Origin of the sequence: uncultured Methanobrevibacter sp. (assembly GCF_947169325.1) — an archaeon.
Classification (GTDB): Archaea; Methanobacteriota; Methanobacteria; order Methanobacteriales; family Methanobacteriaceae; genus Methanocatella.
In genome coordinates this window covers 12810-29605 of the sequence record NZ_CAMVPN010000022.1, presented here as the reverse complement: position 1 = coordinate 29605, position 16796 = coordinate 12810, and the positions used below count along the sequence as shown (strand labels likewise).

The 16796-nt window shown below is 33.7% G+C and carries 10 protein-coding genes; 5 read left to right on the top strand and 5 right to left on the bottom strand.

All coding sequences use genetic code 11. The annotated features are described in order from the left end of the window. A partial coding sequence (locus Q0W26_RS04975) for a hypothetical protein (protein WP_298523059.1) occupies positions 1 to 1295 on the bottom strand: 1295 nt, incomplete at its 3' end. Positions 1296 to 1917: 622 nt separating this feature from the next. On the opposite strand from Q0W26_RS04975, the gene Q0W26_RS04970 reads away from it, so the two are divergent. The 5 genes from Q0W26_RS04970 to Q0W26_RS04950 all read left to right on the top strand — a co-directional run bounded on the left by Q0W26_RS04970 (position 1918) and on the right by Q0W26_RS04950 (position 8731). Further along, complete coding sequence (locus tag Q0W26_RS04970) at positions 1918 to 2214, top strand: nucleotidyltransferase family protein (protein WP_298523056.1); 297 nt, start codon at positions 1918 to 1920, stop codon at positions 2212 to 2214. Next, positions 2198 to 2539 (top strand): DUF86 domain-containing protein, encoded by a 342-nt coding sequence (locus Q0W26_RS04965; RefSeq protein ID WP_298523053.1) that lies wholly within the window; start codon positions 2198 to 2200, stop codon positions 2537 to 2539. The genes Q0W26_RS04970 and Q0W26_RS04965 overlap by 17 nt, the downstream gene beginning before the upstream one ends. Before the next feature lie 557 nt (positions 2540 to 3096). Further along, positions 3097 to 4953: a PP2C family protein-serine/threonine phosphatase gene (locus tag Q0W26_RS04960; protein ID WP_298523050.1), complete on the top strand. Its 1857-nt coding sequence runs from the start codon at positions 3097 to 3099 to the stop codon at positions 4951 to 4953. Beyond that, on the top strand, positions 4928 to 6817 hold the full coding sequence (locus tag Q0W26_RS04955; RefSeq protein ID WP_298523047.1) for a PP2C family protein-serine/threonine phosphatase: 1890 nt from the start codon (positions 4928 to 4930) through the stop codon (positions 6815 to 6817). The genes Q0W26_RS04960 and Q0W26_RS04955 overlap by 26 nt, the downstream gene beginning before the upstream one ends. A 315-nt stretch (positions 6818 to 7132) precedes the next feature. Next, entirely contained in the window at positions 7133 to 8731 is a 1599-nt protein-coding gene (locus tag Q0W26_RS04950) for an AarF/ABC1/UbiB kinase family protein (RefSeq protein WP_298523044.1), read from the top strand. A gap of 59 nt (positions 8732 to 8790) precedes the next feature. Here Q0W26_RS04950 and Q0W26_RS04945 read toward each other — a convergent pair whose 3' ends face one another. From Q0W26_RS04945 to Q0W26_RS04930, 4 genes are all read right to left on the bottom strand, one after another. Next, positions 8791 to 9567, bottom strand: coding sequence for a DUF389 domain-containing protein (locus Q0W26_RS04945; protein ID WP_298523041.1), 777 nt, complete (start codon positions 9565 to 9567; stop codon positions 8791 to 8793). Between the two features lie 260 nt (positions 9568 to 9827). Next, entirely contained in the window at positions 9828 to 11753 is a 1926-nt protein-coding gene (locus Q0W26_RS04940; RefSeq protein ID WP_298523040.1) for an endonuclease MutS2, read from the bottom strand. A gap of 84 nt (positions 11754 to 11837) precedes the next feature. Beyond that, positions 11838 to 14258, bottom strand: a complete 2421-nt coding sequence (locus Q0W26_RS04935; protein ID WP_298523038.1) for a U32 family peptidase — start codon at positions 14256 to 14258, stop codon at positions 11838 to 11840. Next, positions 14245 to 16746 carry a U32 family peptidase gene (locus tag Q0W26_RS04930; RefSeq protein ID WP_298523037.1) on the bottom strand — a complete coding sequence of 834 codons (2502 nt, stop codon included), beginning with the start codon at positions 16744 to 16746 and terminating at the stop codon, positions 14245 to 14247. The genes Q0W26_RS04935 and Q0W26_RS04930 overlap by 14 nt, the downstream gene beginning before the upstream one ends. Positions 16747 to 16796 lie beyond the last annotated feature (50 nt).

The following is a 16796-nucleotide window of genomic DNA, read 5'->3' as shown; positions in this document are numbered from 1 at the left end:
AGTGTTATTTTGAAGTATCCTTCGATTTTGTTGTTTGTTCGGGGTATTTGTGGGTTTTTGTAGTATTCTAGTGTTTTTTCGAATTTTTTGTTTAGGTTTTTTAGGTATTTTTGTGTATTGTCGTCGAATTGATCTAATTGGTGATATATTGTTTTGAATCTTCTTTTTGCTGCTTTTTCGTTGTCTGTATCGTATATGTTGGCTATTCTTTCGTTGATTTTTTCTTGTTCTTTTAGTTCTTTTCTTTTTTGTTTTCGTTCGTTTCTGTATCTTTTGTTGTCTTGGGTTAATTTTTTTCGTTTTTTGATTCTTCTTTTTCTTGTTGTTTCTTTTTTTGATACTGCTTTTGGTAGTCCTTTGCTGTATTCTTTTAGTTTGGTTATTCTTTCTTCGTTTTCTTTTATTTTTGTTTCTAGTGTTTTTATTCTTCTTTTTATTTTGTTCATTTTTTTGTAGGATTTGTCGTTGTGGTGTTTGATGATGTGGAATATGCAGAGTTGGTGTTTTATGCAAATTCGTTCTATTATTGGTGGATACATTGTATGGCCGTCTGTTATCAGTACTTTTTTAGGTAATCCTTCTAAGGAGTATTTTAGGAAGATTTCTACAAATTCTTTGTTGAAATCGTCTTGATAAATTACCTGATCATTGATTATTAGGTTTGTTACGGCGTCAATAATTGCTAATCTAACAGCAGCTACTCTGTTTTCATGTAGAAATTCTTCATCATAGTGGTAAATACCGCTGGGTTCGATTTTTGTTTCTTTTAGGAGTTTTTGAAGGTTTTCTTCTTTTTGTGTGATGAATGATTCATCGTAAGTTGATTCGTGATAATATACTGTTTGGCGGTTTAATCTTATTCCATTTTTGAGTTTGATTATTTCTGCCTTTTTTTGATAGGACATATGGGTGATGGATTCGTATTCTAATGATTTTTCGCAAATTGCACGTGTATAATTGGAGTATCTTTTGATGAAATTTTCCAAACTTGTGAAATGTGTTTTTCCACATTCTGGGCAGATATATTGTTTTTTACGTATACCTTCCCATTTATTAGGTTTGGCAGGCCTAGAACCATTGCTGTTCATTGAAATGTCACATTTTGGACAAATTGGTCTTTCATATTCATAATAAACAATTTCTGTATAATAATCCCTGTAATACTCTTGGAAAAATTCCAAATCATCAGGACTAATTAAATTACACACATTCAATTGATCAGATTCAATAAAATACAAAGGTTTATTTAAAATGTCAACAATATTATAACTTGTAAAGGGGTTTATTGAGAGCATATATAATAATATACCCTTTACATTATTTATATACTTCTATTTTTAAAATAACTACTTCTAAACACTTGAATTTATTATAACTTGGTATTTATCAACCTATAGAAAAATTTACATTCAATTAACTTCTTAAATATAAAATGAATGTCATTTCATTAAAATAAAGCTCCCATAAAAAACATTAAATTTAATCAACCGCAAAACACGATTTAATCAATTTAAAAAGCAAACAATAATCCATTTTTAATATTGCCATTTAATTAATTGTAAAATTTAATATGAAATCGTAACAGTTCACTGACGATGAAATAGGGCATATGTTATCATGACAATTTTAGACAGAGCCCTAATATTAAGTTCATATTCAATTAACTTAATATAATTTATTTGATAATATTATTGGGTGCAACGTGTTGGTATTTTTAAAAAATAATTATTTTTTTAAGGAATTGATTTGGCCTTTTTTGCAGGTGTTTATATTTTGTATAGTTTTTTCAGTATACTGGTTGTGTGAAAACAGTTATACAATAAGTGTGTTTTTTCATAAACTCACAGTTTGAAAATGTTTATTATTAATGAGCAGGATATATTTAAATAAGAATTCATTACATTGTGGTGATTTTTCATGGTGTTTACTATTGAAGATATTAAAAAACGTGTTATTCCAATTGTTATTAAATATGGAATAAATACTTTTAGTCTTTTTGGATCTTATGCTCGTGGTGAAGCAACTGAAGATAGTGACTTAGATTTTGTTATGGATAAAGGTGATTTAAGAGGCTTGCAATATGTTTCTTTAGTTCAGGATTTGGAAGATGAATTTGATTGCCATGTCGATGTAATTAGTAAAGGAAGTTCAAATAAAAAATTTCTTGAAGCAGTAAGTAAGGATGAGGTTCTTTTATATGAACGAAAAAGATAAAAGATGTGCCGAAACCATAATTGACTATTGTAATCGTTTTGATGATTATCTAAATCGTTTTGATGATGATAAAGAAATTTACATGTCAGATAGTTTGTATAAAGATGCTTGTGCATTAGTCATTATTCAAATGGGAGAATTTGCAAATAGATTTTCAGAGGAATTCCGTGAAGAATATGATGGAATTGAATGGGGTCAGTTGATTGGTTTGAGAAATGTCACAGCACATAATTATGAAAATATAGTTGATGATGTAATTTGGGAAATTATTCATGAGGACGTCCCTGAAATTAAAGAATATTTGGAAAAAATTCTTTATGAATAAATTTTATTTCTAATTGCTTAAGTTAAAAGTAGTAAATATTTTGTATAGTATACGGGCAAAATTCATTGTACATTCCTATCTGCAACTCAATAGTATATTATAGCATTTGTATTCCATCTATTTCAAATCACGATTCTTACAACTATTTGTCTAATGATTAATCGCCCTAAATCTTTCCCTAGTCCTCAAGTTTAGAATATGTTAAACTTGATTAGACATTCAATCTATAACTCCATTACTGATTTTATAGTTTCAAGGGGGAAAATCTCAACACAGCAGAATTGAGAAATACATTCTCACTGAACAAACGATGAAGAAATGGATTCTTCTTGTCGCACACAAAGTTTTTGAAAGATTTGTTTTTAAAAGTGGCATTAAGTTTATTAATATATAACAATATACGTTATAAATGAAAACACATTTTAAGTTAGATATATTACATGCATAAATGTTTAAATAAGTAGGGTCTGTGAATATGCTTAAAAAACTTTTTGATAATATTTATTTTCTTATTTACATTCACTATTAGAGCAATATGTTGTTATGTATATGGATATTTGACTATTGCAGGATGGTTTGTAGTTCCTGATATCGGACTGGGTCCTGTTTTTGCTATGATGTTTGGTCCGGTTGGAGCATTAGGTCATTCACTTGCAATGTTCTTTTTTGAGCTTAGCATTGGCGGTGATTTACCCTCCTCGCTTACTGACTTTTTAGTTACATTTTTCATTTCCATTATTGCATATAAACTGTGGTATACTAAATTCAATAGAAAATCAGTGAGCACTCCTAAATTTGATTCAACAGAAAATATTTTAAAATTCATTACAATAATATTCATCATTTCTGTTTGTTACTGGTCTTTTGTTAATATCGCACTTAAAGCATACCCTCCATTGGGATATCTGTATCCATTAACAACAGCAATTAATGTATTTTCATACTTTTTAGACATGTTCAACTTTGGAATAATCTTCGGTTTATTGCTCATCAGTCTCTTTAATATATTTAAAATCCCATTACAAACTCCAAAAAATGTAATTAATAGAATTGATATTAAATACGACTATTTCGCAGTAATGTTTATATTTCTGGTCTTTTATACGATTATAATTTTAGCCACATCTTTTAACAACACTCTTGTGAACATGATCTTCCTTTTAATATTCCTAACCACTGCAGCATTATTTGTTTTAAATAAACTTGATACAAATATTGAAAGCAAATGGACGAATTATTCAATTATCGAACAGATAATCTTGATATTTTTAGTAGTATTAGCTATAGTGACATATGCAAACTTCGATACACTTACATTATTAGTTCAACATCTTACTGGAAATTGGGTTAATGATATCAATTTTGCATATATGATTGCTATCGCTTATGGAAGCGCATTAGTTTTAATCTTTTTAATATTCCACATTATCAATGTCGAAAAAATTCTGACAAATCCAATCTATGATTTAATAAGTGCTTTAGATGTATATAAAAAAAATAAAGAAGTGGAAGAAAATACTGAACTAAGCAAAAGATTGGAAAGATACAGCAAAAGGGATGATGAAATCTCCAAATTAGTTAAATCTTTTGTTGAAATGATGAAATCTATTGAAAATCATTTATCTGAAATTAAAAAAACAACTATTGAAAAAGAAAGAATTGAAACTGAGTTCAATGTTGCAAATAATATCCAAACACATATGTTAAAAACTGATTTTAATGAATTTTCTAAAGATAAGTCCTTTGAAATTTCTGCGTTTATGAATCCTGCAAAAGAAGTTGGTGGAGACTTTTATGACTATTTTGACATAGACGATGAACATATAGGATTTGTAATTGGCGATGTCAGTGGAAAAGGAATACCTGCAACATTATTTATGGTTAAGATCATGTATCTGATTAGAAATCACAGTAAATCCCATGATAATCTTAAGGAATTTTATGAAATTGTCAATGATTTGTCCTGTCAAAGAAATGAAGAAAATTTATTTGTCACATCTTGGTTTGGAAAATTAAATATAAAGACTGGAAAACTAAGTTTTGTAAATTCAGGCCATGAAAAGCCATTGTTTAAAGAAAAAAATAAAAATTTTGAATATTTAGATACTAATACCAATCATGTTTTGGGATTAAAGGACGGAATGACATATGACGATCAGGAATTAAGTTTAAACCCTGGAGATTCAATATTTTTATATACTGATGGAATTATAAAAGCAAATAATAACTACGAGGGATTCTTTGGTAGTGACCGTTTAAAAGAAACTATAAATAAATATGAAAATGAAAATCCAAATGAAATACTCGAAAAAATTAAGAATGAAGTATATGAATACTGCAATAATGAAAATCAATTTGATGATATGGCAATGTTAATAATCAGATATAATGGATGTGAGAATAGTGGAAAATAAAATGGAACTTTTTAAATCAAGGAAATTTATTGTATTATTCTCAATTGTTTTAACTGCAATTCTTTTTGGACTCTCCAGAATTTTCCCTCAATTGGGAGATGTTCATATAATACTGCTCCCAGTTTTAAGTTTAATTTTAGGGCCTTTTGCAATTTTAGGATTTGCACTGATGGAATTTATTTATTTGATGATATCCCATCCCGAATCCATTTTATTAAATTTATTAATTGTATTCATCTTTTTTATCAGTAATTTTACGATATGGAAATTGTGGTACTCATTTATGAATAAAAATGGATTGGAAAGTCCGAATTTTCCGGGATTATATAATTTAATTAAATTATTCATCATATTCTCACTATATTCCATAATGATATTCATTTTCTTTGATTTTTTCAGTGAAGAAGTAATAAACTATGAGTTTAAATTTGATTTTATTTCAACAATATTCAGTTTCTTTATTGTTATAATATCCACATATATTATTAATTACTTCGAAATACCAATGTATATTCCAAGAATACAATTTAAACAGTTTTTACCTAAAAAAATATATCCTATTTTTTTAATATTGTTCTTCACTATAGGGTTACTTCAAACATTTTTCCTAGATTTCAATTATGGCATATTAATGTTAGTTATCACGGTATTTCTTATAATCTATTTATTAAAGCCATATGATGGTGATATTTTCAAAATCAAACACAATACTGTACCGAACGTATTTTCAAAAGTAAATATTTCCATAGTATTGATAATATTGATTATCTCAAGTATTTCAGTAATTATGGATTACATTTTGGGTTTGGGCTACAGTGAAAGCTATTTAAATATTGCCAGAACTACCCTGTTTTTATTTATCATAATATCAATTCCGTTAGTGTTTTACTTATATTACTTAGAAAAAAATGTAACAGAACCATTGAATAAGTTATCTGAAGTCATAACTGAAGGTATTACAACAATTGAAGACCATTCAAAACATGGGGAAAGATTGGAAAAAATCAAGGTAAACAACGAAATAAGAGTACTGATTGATTCATTGCGAGATATGGAATATGATGTAGTAAAACATGTACAAAACTTGAGAAAAGTAACCTCTGAAAAAGAAAGATATGAAACTGAACTGAAATTGGCCAGCGATATTCAAAATTCAATGGTGCCAAAAGATTTTGAAGAATTTCATGATGAATTTAGTGAAAACAGAGACAAGTTTGAACTTTGGGGAATAATGAAAGCTGCCCGTCAGGTAGGGGGAGACTTTTACGATTATTTCCAAATAGATGAAGACAATATCGGATTTGTAATTGGAGATGTCAGCGGAAAAGGAATATCTGCCGCATTAATAATGGTTAAAGCAATGACATTAATTCAGGATTATACAAAGCAGTATAATGATTTATCAAAAGCATTTTATAAAACAAATAATGATCTTTATGAAGAGAATGTGGATGATCATTTTGTTACCTGCTGGCTTGGAAAAATTAATATGAAAAGCAACGAATTGTCATTTGTTAATGCAGGCCATAATTCTCCATTGATTAAATTAAACAATAATGATTTTGAATATGTGAATATTAAATCAGAATTAGTATTGGCAGCCATGAAAGATATGGATTATAAAACACATGTTATTCCATTTAAAAAAGGAGATACAATATTTTTATATACTGATGGTGTGACAGAAGCCAATGAAGGTTATAAAGAATTTTATGGTCAAGAAAGACTAAAAAATATTATAAATAAACACAAAAACGATAATGTTAATGATATAATAGATGCCATAGAAGAGGACATTAAAGAATTCTGCAATTATGAAGAACAATTTGACGACACAACAATGTTTATTATCAGAGCAAAATAGGAGGATGATCTTTATTTTTCCAGGGAATGTTGCTTGGAATAATAATTCTGTTAATTGTTTGTACTTGGTGTATTTGAAGATATAATGATTAAAGTAGCTTATAATTAATAGATAAATTATAAAGGTATTTATGTTGATGGAATTAAATTAATAAGTTTGGGGTTACTTTTTGCAATTTCTCATTGGAATGAATGATGTTTATTTGGATTTTGTTCATTGCAAATATGCAGTCCTCAATTATTGCTGAAATATGTCTAATTGTATTGATGGCATTTCATATAAGATATTTTTGAATTAGGTTCTAAAGTGATAAGTATGGATAAAAAAACAAAACAGCGTTTGGGTGAAATTAGAGCTGCCTTAAAGAAATACGGTTTCGATGAACTTTTAGGTCAAACAGCAAAAAGCAAAATACGCAACAGGGATGATGATGGTGAAGCGCACAGTATTTTATTGGATGATGAAGTTCCTGTAAAATTGAGGATGATGCTTCAGGAATTGGGGACCACATTCATTAAACTGGGTCAGCTATTGAGTACCAGACCGGATATCGTCGGAGAAAAGATTGCAAATGAATTGGCTAACTTGCAGGATGACAATCCTGCCATATCATATGATCAGGTTAAAACCATAGTTGAAAGGGAGCTTCATGGCAATATCGATGAATTGTTCGAAGATTTCTCACATGATCATCTGGCAACAGCATCCATAGGCCAGGTTCATGAAGCCAAATTGGTAACTGGTGAGCGAGTTGCGGTTAAAATACAAAAAGAAGGCATCACAGATAAGATTGATTTGGACATTAGGATAATGAAGTATGTTGCCAACCGAGCCGACAAATTGAATGCCAGTCTCAGAAAACTGAATCTGCCGGGAATAATGGAGGAATTTGACCGTTCAATTCACAAGGAAATAGATTACAACAACGAATTCATGAACATGCAACGCATAGAATTGAATTTCGAGGATAATCCTGAGATACATATTCCTGAGACATATTCCAAGTACTGCACATCAAAAGTTTTAACAATGGAATTCATAGAGGGCACCAAATTAAACGATGTATATGCAAGCGACAGCGATGAGTTTGACAAAAAGCTTCTTGCAAAAAATGTCCTTGATTCATACCTTCAACAGCTGTTCATCGACGGATTCTTCCACGGGGACCCGCATCCTGGAAACATAATGATTTTGGAGGACAATGTATTATGTTACCTTGATTTGGGAATGATGGGATTCTTTGACGAGGAATTTAAAAAGAACCTTTCAGAATTGATGATTTTATTTGTGGACCAGGATGTCGACGGACTGATAAACCAGCTCATGTACATGGACATTCTCGATTACCATATTGAGACAAGAACATTGAAAAGGGACCTGAATGATCTGTTCGGAAGATACTTTGGCGTTGAACTCAACCGTTTCGACGGAGTTCTTGAGGAACTGCTGAATCTTATGCAGGAATATGGTGTCATCCTTCCAAACGAATTCGTTACCATGGCAAGGGGATTGTCAATGGTTGAAGCCATTGCAGAGAACCTGGACCCTGAAGTTGATGTTTTCGAATCAATCAAACCGATCGCCAAACAAGTTGCAAGAGAAAGAGTCGACCCTAGAAATTATCTGAAAAGCAAGAAGAGCAACATTATCTTATATGGGCACATGATTCAGGCCTTACCGAAACTCCTTACAAGAACCATTCACAAGATTGACAACGAAGAGCTCCAATTCAAATTTGAAGTCGACATTACCGATAAGGTTTCAATTGTTGCATTGGTATCTGCACTTTTAATCGGTTCTTCAGTTGTTTCCTTTGGTCCAATGGTATTTGACATGCCATTGATTTCATTAATCGGTTACATAATAGCCATAATATTGAGCATTATTGGCCTTAAGAAATTCGTTTTAAAATAGATATTGAATTATGAGGAATTATTTCCTCAATAACTCTTTTTTTGTTTAGAAATTACTTACTATTGCATCATGAAGTAAACTGCCATTATACTTGGAATTATGATGATGATTGTATTTACAATCATTCTGAAACGACGAAATTTCCATTCTTTTTCAGTCAATTCTCTCATTTTCGGAATTTTCAAAACACTTAGGATAATTCCGGCAGACATGAATATGAAATATGTGTTGATGAGGAACAGATAGCCTGCTCCAAGGAGCATATCCCATCTTCCGTTTGCAATTGAATATCCGCAGGTACATAAAGGCGGCATCAGTGCAGTTGCAATTGCAACACCTGGAATGACTGTGTTTGTCTTGTCTTGTCTGGTTTGACCGATGATTCCTGCAAGTCCTCCGAAAAATGCTATGAGAACATCAAAAAAATTTGGAGAGGTTCTTGCCAGCAATTCCACTGTCGGCTCTTTAACCGGTGAGAAGAAAAAATAAAGTGAGGCTGCAGTAACACTGATGGCAATCTGAATTGCAAAACCGGTTATATGCTTTCGAAGCAGAGGATAATCTGAGGATATGCTTGCATATGCAGAAGCAAGTATGCTTCCCATTAAAGGTGAAATCAGCATTGCACCTATGATTACTGCTGTTGAACTCACGTTGAGGCCGACTGATGCGATTACCATCGCACATACCAGCACACACATATTGGTTCCTGTAACCTGTCCGCCGTCCAGAAGACGTGTACGAATCTCTTCGTTTGATGCGGAATCTCCTGACAGTGAAAATATTCTTTTCAGTTCATCCTTAAATGTTTCCTTTTTCTCAGTGTTATCGCTCATATTCCCATTTCCCATAATAATTTCTGCTTTGAAAATTATTTTTCCTATTAAATAATTGATTTTAATCTTAATTAAATTAATTGGTATGGGAATTATTTTGATTTGGTGTGTTGCAATTGACATTAACGGAGGCGTTTTGCCAAATTGACTTTCTTTGTAACGGGGGATTATATCAAAGACCTTTAAAATTCAATTTCACAAAGCCGAATCCCAAATGGTAATGTCAAAATGGAAAAATAGTAAAAAGTAGCATATGCATTTTAGAATTTCTCTAAAATTCTTGCATATACTGCTTTTAAATCATCATCGGATTTTTCGTATATCCTTTTTAGAATCAATTCAGGCGTACTTTTTGCAAGGAAATTCATTTTTGGTGTTCTGTCAACAATCAGATTGTAATCTTCATCCAGCCCTTTGGCTTCAATACCGTCCACCCTGATGTCTGTGTAGTTCATCAGCTCACGTGCCATATGGGTTACAATCACTCCATAGGAGTTGGATTCTTTTATCATGTCTATGAATGTGGAAATAATTTTAACTGCTGCATCAAGTTCGGTTATTCCTTCAAGTTCGTCTAAAAGTACTAACTTTTCACTATTTGTGGTGACGATTGGTATGAACACATTTAAGAATGATTCAAATGCTCCTGCATCGAGGGATCTTTTCTTGGAGAAATGGTAAATTTCATCAAACAACTTGATTTCTGCTTTATCGGCACTTACCGGAAGTCCCATTTGAGCCATTATTGATATCTGTGTCAATGTTTCGAGGAGTGTTGTTTTACCGCCGCTGTTTGCTCCGGTCAGAAGTGCTATGTTTTCATCTTTGGTTAATTGATAATCAACAGTTTGAACATAATCTTTATCCTTTTTAAGTGCCAGTTCCAGGTGCAAAGCGCCCTCTAACTTTATTTCGTCGCTGAATTCCGGTCTGCAGAGGTCATATTCATATGCAAAACTTCCTAAACTGAATTCGTAGTCGAATTTTATTGCATCCTTCACTTCCTCGATTGCCCTTTTTTTAATTGAGTTTAATTCTATTGCGGCACTTTTTTTAATGTCGAAAATGTCGTTTTCTTTTTTGGATGACTGTTCAAGGGTCACCCTTTGTATCTCGGTATCGTCAATTTCGATAGGATATGTTCTAAGGAACGGGTCAAAACTCAATCCGGTTTCATCACGGATAATTTTTTTGCGTTTATTGATAATTTCGTCAAATATTTTACTTATCTTTGGTGGGAAGTTATTGTTTAATAGATTGAGTATTTCATCTCCTTCAAGGTCAACTTTTTTAATGGATTTTTCAAGCTCTTCATCCATCTCATCTTTAAGAGAATAGACTAACTTTTCAATATCCACTTCCCTTTTATCTATGATATTGACTTCATCGATTATTGGGATGATGTCTCCAAGGACACTTTCCTTGTTCCTGATTTTTTGAATTTCATGGACTCTTGTGAACAGGTCTTTGTTTTGAATAAAGAAATTGATTATCTTTTCAGGAACGATTTCATAATCGTTTTCATCAATGTTGATCATTATCAGATTCGGCATTCCTTCGAAATCGAGGATTCCTTCTGAATACACGTAAAATACCAGATCATAATTCATCATTTCTTCCTGAAGCAGAGGTGAGTCGCTTGCAGTAAGAATTGGATAATACTGATTAAGGCCCAAATCTGTAAGATATGCATTGTCCTCTTCACGTTCCACAAGAATGACTTTGCTTGGGTCATATTCGGGTTTGGCCTCTTCAACCTCTTTTAGATTTTTCATCAGGCCTCTTAATTTTATTATTGGAAGCTGGGAGACATGCTCTTTGGCGTTCATCACAAAATCAAGCTGTTCTGTAATCTTGTCAATGTCTTTGGTAGGAGAAAGGAGCAATATTCTATTTTTTGAATAGTTTGTGTTTGAGTAGGATAATATCTTGTTTATGATGTCTTCGTAAAGCTCCATGGCCCTGTCGCTTTTTATGAATTCATAAGTTGGTCTGTTCAGTAACTGATTCATTATTTCAATAGCTTTTCTTTGGCTTATGCCTTCAATGTTGGCTATTTTTTCGACATCGACATTATCGACTATTTTTTGGAGTTCTTCTTCGCCCCCAACACTATTCAGTATTTTTTCAGAGATTTTATCTCCGATTCCTTTTACATTCTGCAATGTTATTCTTTCCCCTTTCATTTTTACCAAACCCTTTTTGTGATTATAATTTAATTTTAATATATATTGGTTTTTTGCCGAGAGAGCATTTGCAAAGTATTTTGCCTAGTAGTTTGCAGTCGTATTTTTTTGGCTGTATTTTGACAGTTCTTTTTTATTTGCACTGCCGTTAAGTGCTGATTTGTAGATGTCTATCATTTTATAATACTCATCTGACTTATAACGGCCGTCTATTGAGAAATTGCAATATCCAATCTCATTTAAATGTTTGATTTGTCCAATCAATGAAAGCTCGCTGTCGCTTAAAATAATCAGTTCCTCTCCTGAAATGCTTTTGTGGATTTCATGCCTGTTGTTGTTCTGGTCTATTAGGCAGTTTTCATAACCGGATTTCAACTCGTTATTGTAGAGGACGGGATATCTTGTCTTCATTAGCTCGACAGAACCCTGAACCAGCATTTCCAGTTTTTGCGGTGTTTTGCAATGTCTTATTATCTCCTCGTAGTCGGATTTTCTAAGCTCCGGAGATAGGGTTAAAATTTCATAGCTTTCAAGACTGTCAATGCTTTCTGTGTTTGTGATGTTCATGGAGTAAGGTCCGTATTTTCCATTGAAGCTATTGCTCATGATTGGAATGGTGTAATGCATTTTTGAAAGTATTGCCCTTACTTTATTTAGAATTTTAATCATATTGTCATGGCAGATGTCTGGCCATTTCCAGATTAACGTGTAGTCCTTGCCGGCTGAAATATCATAAGCATCTTTAATGAAGTTTACTATGTAATTTATGTTGTAGTTTGGCTTTCCGGAAATGTCTAGGGAATCGTCTTCTGGTGGAATCTCAAGATAGACTCTTTTCACGTTGCTGATGTTTTTTAAATGATTCAGATTATTTGTGTAGAATGAAAAACTAGGTTTCATTGCTTCCGGTTCCACAGCGTTAATGTCAAGTTTTATTCTTTTTGATTTATTGGAGTACAGATTAATGACTGCCTTTTCCAGGTTTTCAAACAGGTTTCGCCTAAGCTCATTGATCTTTCTTATAGGAATAAACAGTGTTCCGTCATAGTTGATGTTAATGTGAACAATGTCAAATGGATAATCGCCCACTTTTGAAAGCTGTTTTCTGATTGTATCCTGGTCAACGCTTTTCTTAAGTGGCTTTTCAAATGGGGCGTTTCCCCTAACTTCACATTCAACCTCTTTTCTATTTGCAAGTGTCAATCTTCCTTTTAGATGCGGAAACTTGTTTTTAATGGAAAAAGTAAGTGTCAATTTGGATTTTACGTAACTTGTTCCTTTATTTTCGATTTCCTTTGCTCTTTTTGCAAGGCTGTGCCTTTTTGTCAGGTAAACGTCACTTCCATTCAAATCAAAATCGCTTTTCTTGTTTTGCCATACTTTCTTAACCACCAGCACCTTATCAGGTCGTGTTAAATCTTTAACCTGCTTGAATTTGCCTTTTTTAAAGTGATTCATGGTTGTTATTGTTGGATTTTGCGATATTTCAAATCCATAATCGTTAATGTTTTTGACTATCAGCAGGCCATCTCCCTTTTCGGGGATGCTTTTTATTGAATCGTATAACTTTATTGCAATCTGGTTCTTCTTATCTTCAATGACGCTGCCTATTTTCAAGCCAATATGGCCTGCTCTCAGGCTTCTTTTGGATTCATGATTGAATTGGCCTTGGGTAAATCCTCTGTTGAATGCCAAACTCAACTCTTCACTTTTTATTTCTTTTCCGCTTTTCAACTTGTTCAATGCTTTTCTGTAATTGCTTATGGTGACTGCCAGGTATTCCTTTGATCTCATTCGCCCTTCAATCTTTATGCAGGAGATATTCATCTCTGATATTTCCTTTAAGCTATCAAACAGACTTAAATCGCAGGGGGATAAATAGTAATCTTTTTTATTGATTTCATCGATTTTGTATTTTTGGCGGCATGGCTGTGCACATGTTCCTCTGTTTCCGCTTCGCCCGCCTTTGAAACTGCTCATCAGGCATTGTCCTGAATAGGAATAGCATAATGCCCCATGGGCAAATATTTCAAGCTCCATGTTTGTTTTCAGGTTTTTGATTTCCTCTTTTCTCATCTCACGTGGAAGAACAACCCTTTTAATCCCTTTGCTTTCAAGATAATCAATCTTCAGCTGATTTTCACAGGTCATCTGTGTCGATGCATGGATTTTCAAATTAGGCAGGTATCTGTTTATCAGTTCCACCAATCCCAGATCCTGAATGAGGACTGCATCAACTCCCATTGCATGCAGCCTGGAGAGGTAATTCATTACATTTTCAAGTTCATTCTGCCTGATTAACGTGTTCACGGTAACGTAAACCTTGACATTGTGCATGTGAGCAATGTTTACGGCCTCTTCAATCTCCTCCAGTGTGAAGTTTTCGGCAAACTTTCGGGCTCCATAATTTTTCCCGGACAGATAAACGGAACTTGCTCCTGCTTTGATTGCTATTTTCAAGTGCTCCATTGAGCCTGCAGGTGCAAGCAGTTCAGGAATTCTCATGCAACCTTCCCTCAATGTAATTGCCTTTGTTGATGTAGGACTGTGAGAAATCCATAATCTGGTATTTGTATTTTGTCAGTTCCTCTTGGTCTTTATTCTTAAGGCTTTCATTATAGATTGACAATATCTGTGTTGTGTACTTCTCATTGGAGTATCTGCAATCAAGGATTATTGAATCAAGGCCGAATTCCTTGATTTCATTCATCTCTTCAATCAGACACAGGCAGTCCTTGTTGATGATGTGGCTTTGCCTTGTGTAGTCGAAAAATATCTTGTATTTGAATTTCTTTCTTTTTTTGTCTTCAAGAGTGGCATAATCGGCATCATTTGAAATTATGAAGTCCTTTCCGTCATTCAGATTGGTGAAATCGTCTTTGCTTACAATAACTTCCAGGTTTCCGTTGACAATCATCTCAAGGTCAATGTTTCTGTCATGGTTCTTTCTAATCAGCTCTTTGATTTCGGCTCCTGAAAGCTCTGAAGATAATATCAATGATTTGAATCCTGCTTCATTCAAATCACGGACAGTGAAACTGTTCCAAACGTTCAGGTTGTGGTTTCCATAAATAGGGCAGTCGAATATTTCAGCCATTCCCGGAAAATCGCCCATAACTGAGATGATAATTCCTTCATTTTCGAGTTCCTTTACGATTTTGCTGCATCTGACCGCATCCTCTTCGGATATGAATGATGCCAAAACCCAGACAAGTTCAGTTGGAGATGCCCTTAAGCTTGCCTGCTTCAATGTTTCCTTAATGTCTTTGAAATAGTCTTTGGAGTTATTGTAGTGGCAGTTTCTGTCGAAATAGATTCTTTTCAAATCAAAGCCTGATATTGCATTGATTTGCGAGATGTCATCGATGAATATTGACAGGGCAGGTGTTTTCCTTTTGTTTTTATCAGGAATATTTTCATAATCCTCGAAAAACTTGGTGAGGTTTTTTCGAACTTCCTTTACGGATTTTTTGGTTGGGGTGTAGTGATTTTCCAAAAGCTCTGTTGCGGTATCAAGAATTTCCCTTCTTATCTGATTTATCTCACGAATTGGTATGAATATGTCTTTAGGCATGTTGTTGAAGCGAATGTTTTCAATGTAGAACGGTGTTCCTCCAGTTTTCCTGAGTTGCTGTGTGATGATTTCTTCTGTCACCGGCTTGTTTTTTGCCTTTTCGAATTTATCCAGTGTTTTGTGCCTGAAATTGATAAGCTCATCGTCAATATGGTATTCAACTTTTGTAAAAAGGTTGAGATTTTCATCCCAGGTTAAGGACAGATTGATTCCCACATTGCTTTTGACAGTTTCCTTTTCAAACTGCTTTAGATAATCGTGTGTTGATTTGGAATAGCTGATAAACACTTCAGTTCCCACTTTAACAAGGCGTGTGGTGTCTATTATGATTTCATTTTCATCCTGCTTTATGATTTTTTCCAGATATATTCCCTTGATTTTGCCGTTGTATTTAAACGCAATTCCATCTCCGGGCTCTAAAATGATTGGAATTTCCTTGTTTTTGATTTCAATGGTGACCTTTGTATCGTCAATATTGGTAATATCACCAATGTATAATCCTTCATGGCCGGAATGGCCTCTGCCCATTACGTCTCCAGGCTTGTCTCCCATCATGTATCCGTTGGTAAACTGGCGGTTAAAAACAAGGTGCAGGTCTTTTTTATAATCTCCAGGATTTCCGTCAATTATGTTTCTATAGCTGTTTACGATGGTTCCGATATAGTCTCCGGACTTCATCCTCCCTTCCAGCTTCAGGGATTTGACTCCCGCATCGGATATTGCCTGTATGTTGTCATAGGTTGCAAGGTCATGTGTTGAGAGAAGATATCCGTTTCCTATATTGTATCCTCTGTATTTCAGGCGGTATTCCCGTCTGCATGGCTGTGCGCATGCTCCCCTGTTTCCGCTTCTCCCGCTGTTGTATGAGGACATGTAGCATTTTCCGCTCACACAATAGCATAGGGCTCCGTGACCGAATACCTCAAGGTCCATGTCAATGTTGTCTTTTTCAAGCTGATCATGTGTCTGTCGAATCTGGTCAATGTTGACTTCCCTTGGAAGGACTATCCTTTTTATGTTGTTTTTGCTCGCCCATCTGATTGATGAATAGTTGTTTATTCCCATCTGTGTTGATGCATGAACCTCCAAATCCGGAATGAATGTTTTCAAAAGCCAGATCAGTCCGAAATCCTGAACGATGACTGCATCAACTCCGATTTGATACAGCTTAAAGAGATACTTCATCACGTCCACAACTTCAAAGTTGTTTATAAGCGTGTTGACGGTAACGTGCACTTTAACGCCATTCAAATGAGCATATTTCACTGCCTTTTCAATTTCTTCAATCGTAAAGTTTTTGGCATAAGCTCTTGCCCCGTATTGCTGGCCTGCAATATAAACAGCATCCGCACCGGCGTTGACGGCTATTGTCAGGACTTCCGGTGAACCTGCAGGGGCCAATAATTCTTCTAAAACCATTTTATTTAAACACCTTGTTTTGATTTATTCATTTAAGTATTTGGAATTAA

Excerpts from the sequence above, each read along its gene's own strand:
- Q0W26_RS04970 (WP_298523056.1), top strand. The coding sequence starts at position 1,918 with ATGGTGTTTACTATTGAAGATATTAAAAAACGTGTTATTCCAATTGTT.
- Q0W26_RS04965 (WP_298523053.1), top strand. The coding sequence starts at position 2,198 with ATGAACGAAAAAGATAAAAGATGTGCCGAAACCATAATTGACTATTGT.
- Q0W26_RS04955 (WP_298523047.1), top strand. The coding sequence starts at position 4,928 with ATGGATGTGAGAATAGTGGAAAATAAAATGGAACTTTTTAAATCAAGG.
- Q0W26_RS04950 (WP_298523044.1), top strand. The coding sequence starts at position 7,133 with ATGGATAAAAAAACAAAACAGCGTTTGGGTGAAATTAGAGCTGCCTTA.
- Q0W26_RS04945 (WP_298523041.1), bottom strand. The coding sequence starts at position 9,567 with ATGAGCGATAACACTGAGAAAAAGGAAACATTTAAGGATGAACTGAAA.
- Q0W26_RS04940 (WP_298523040.1), bottom strand. The coding sequence starts at position 11,753 with ATGAAAGGGGAAAGAATAACATTGCAGAATGTAAAAGGAATCGGAGAT.
- Q0W26_RS04935 (WP_298523038.1), bottom strand. The coding sequence starts at position 14,258 with ATGAGAATTCCTGAACTGCTTGCACCTGCAGGCTCAATGGAGCACTTG.
- Q0W26_RS04930 (WP_298523037.1), bottom strand. The coding sequence starts at position 16,746 with ATGGTTTTAGAAGAATTATTGGCCCCTGCAGGTTCACCGGAAGTCCTG.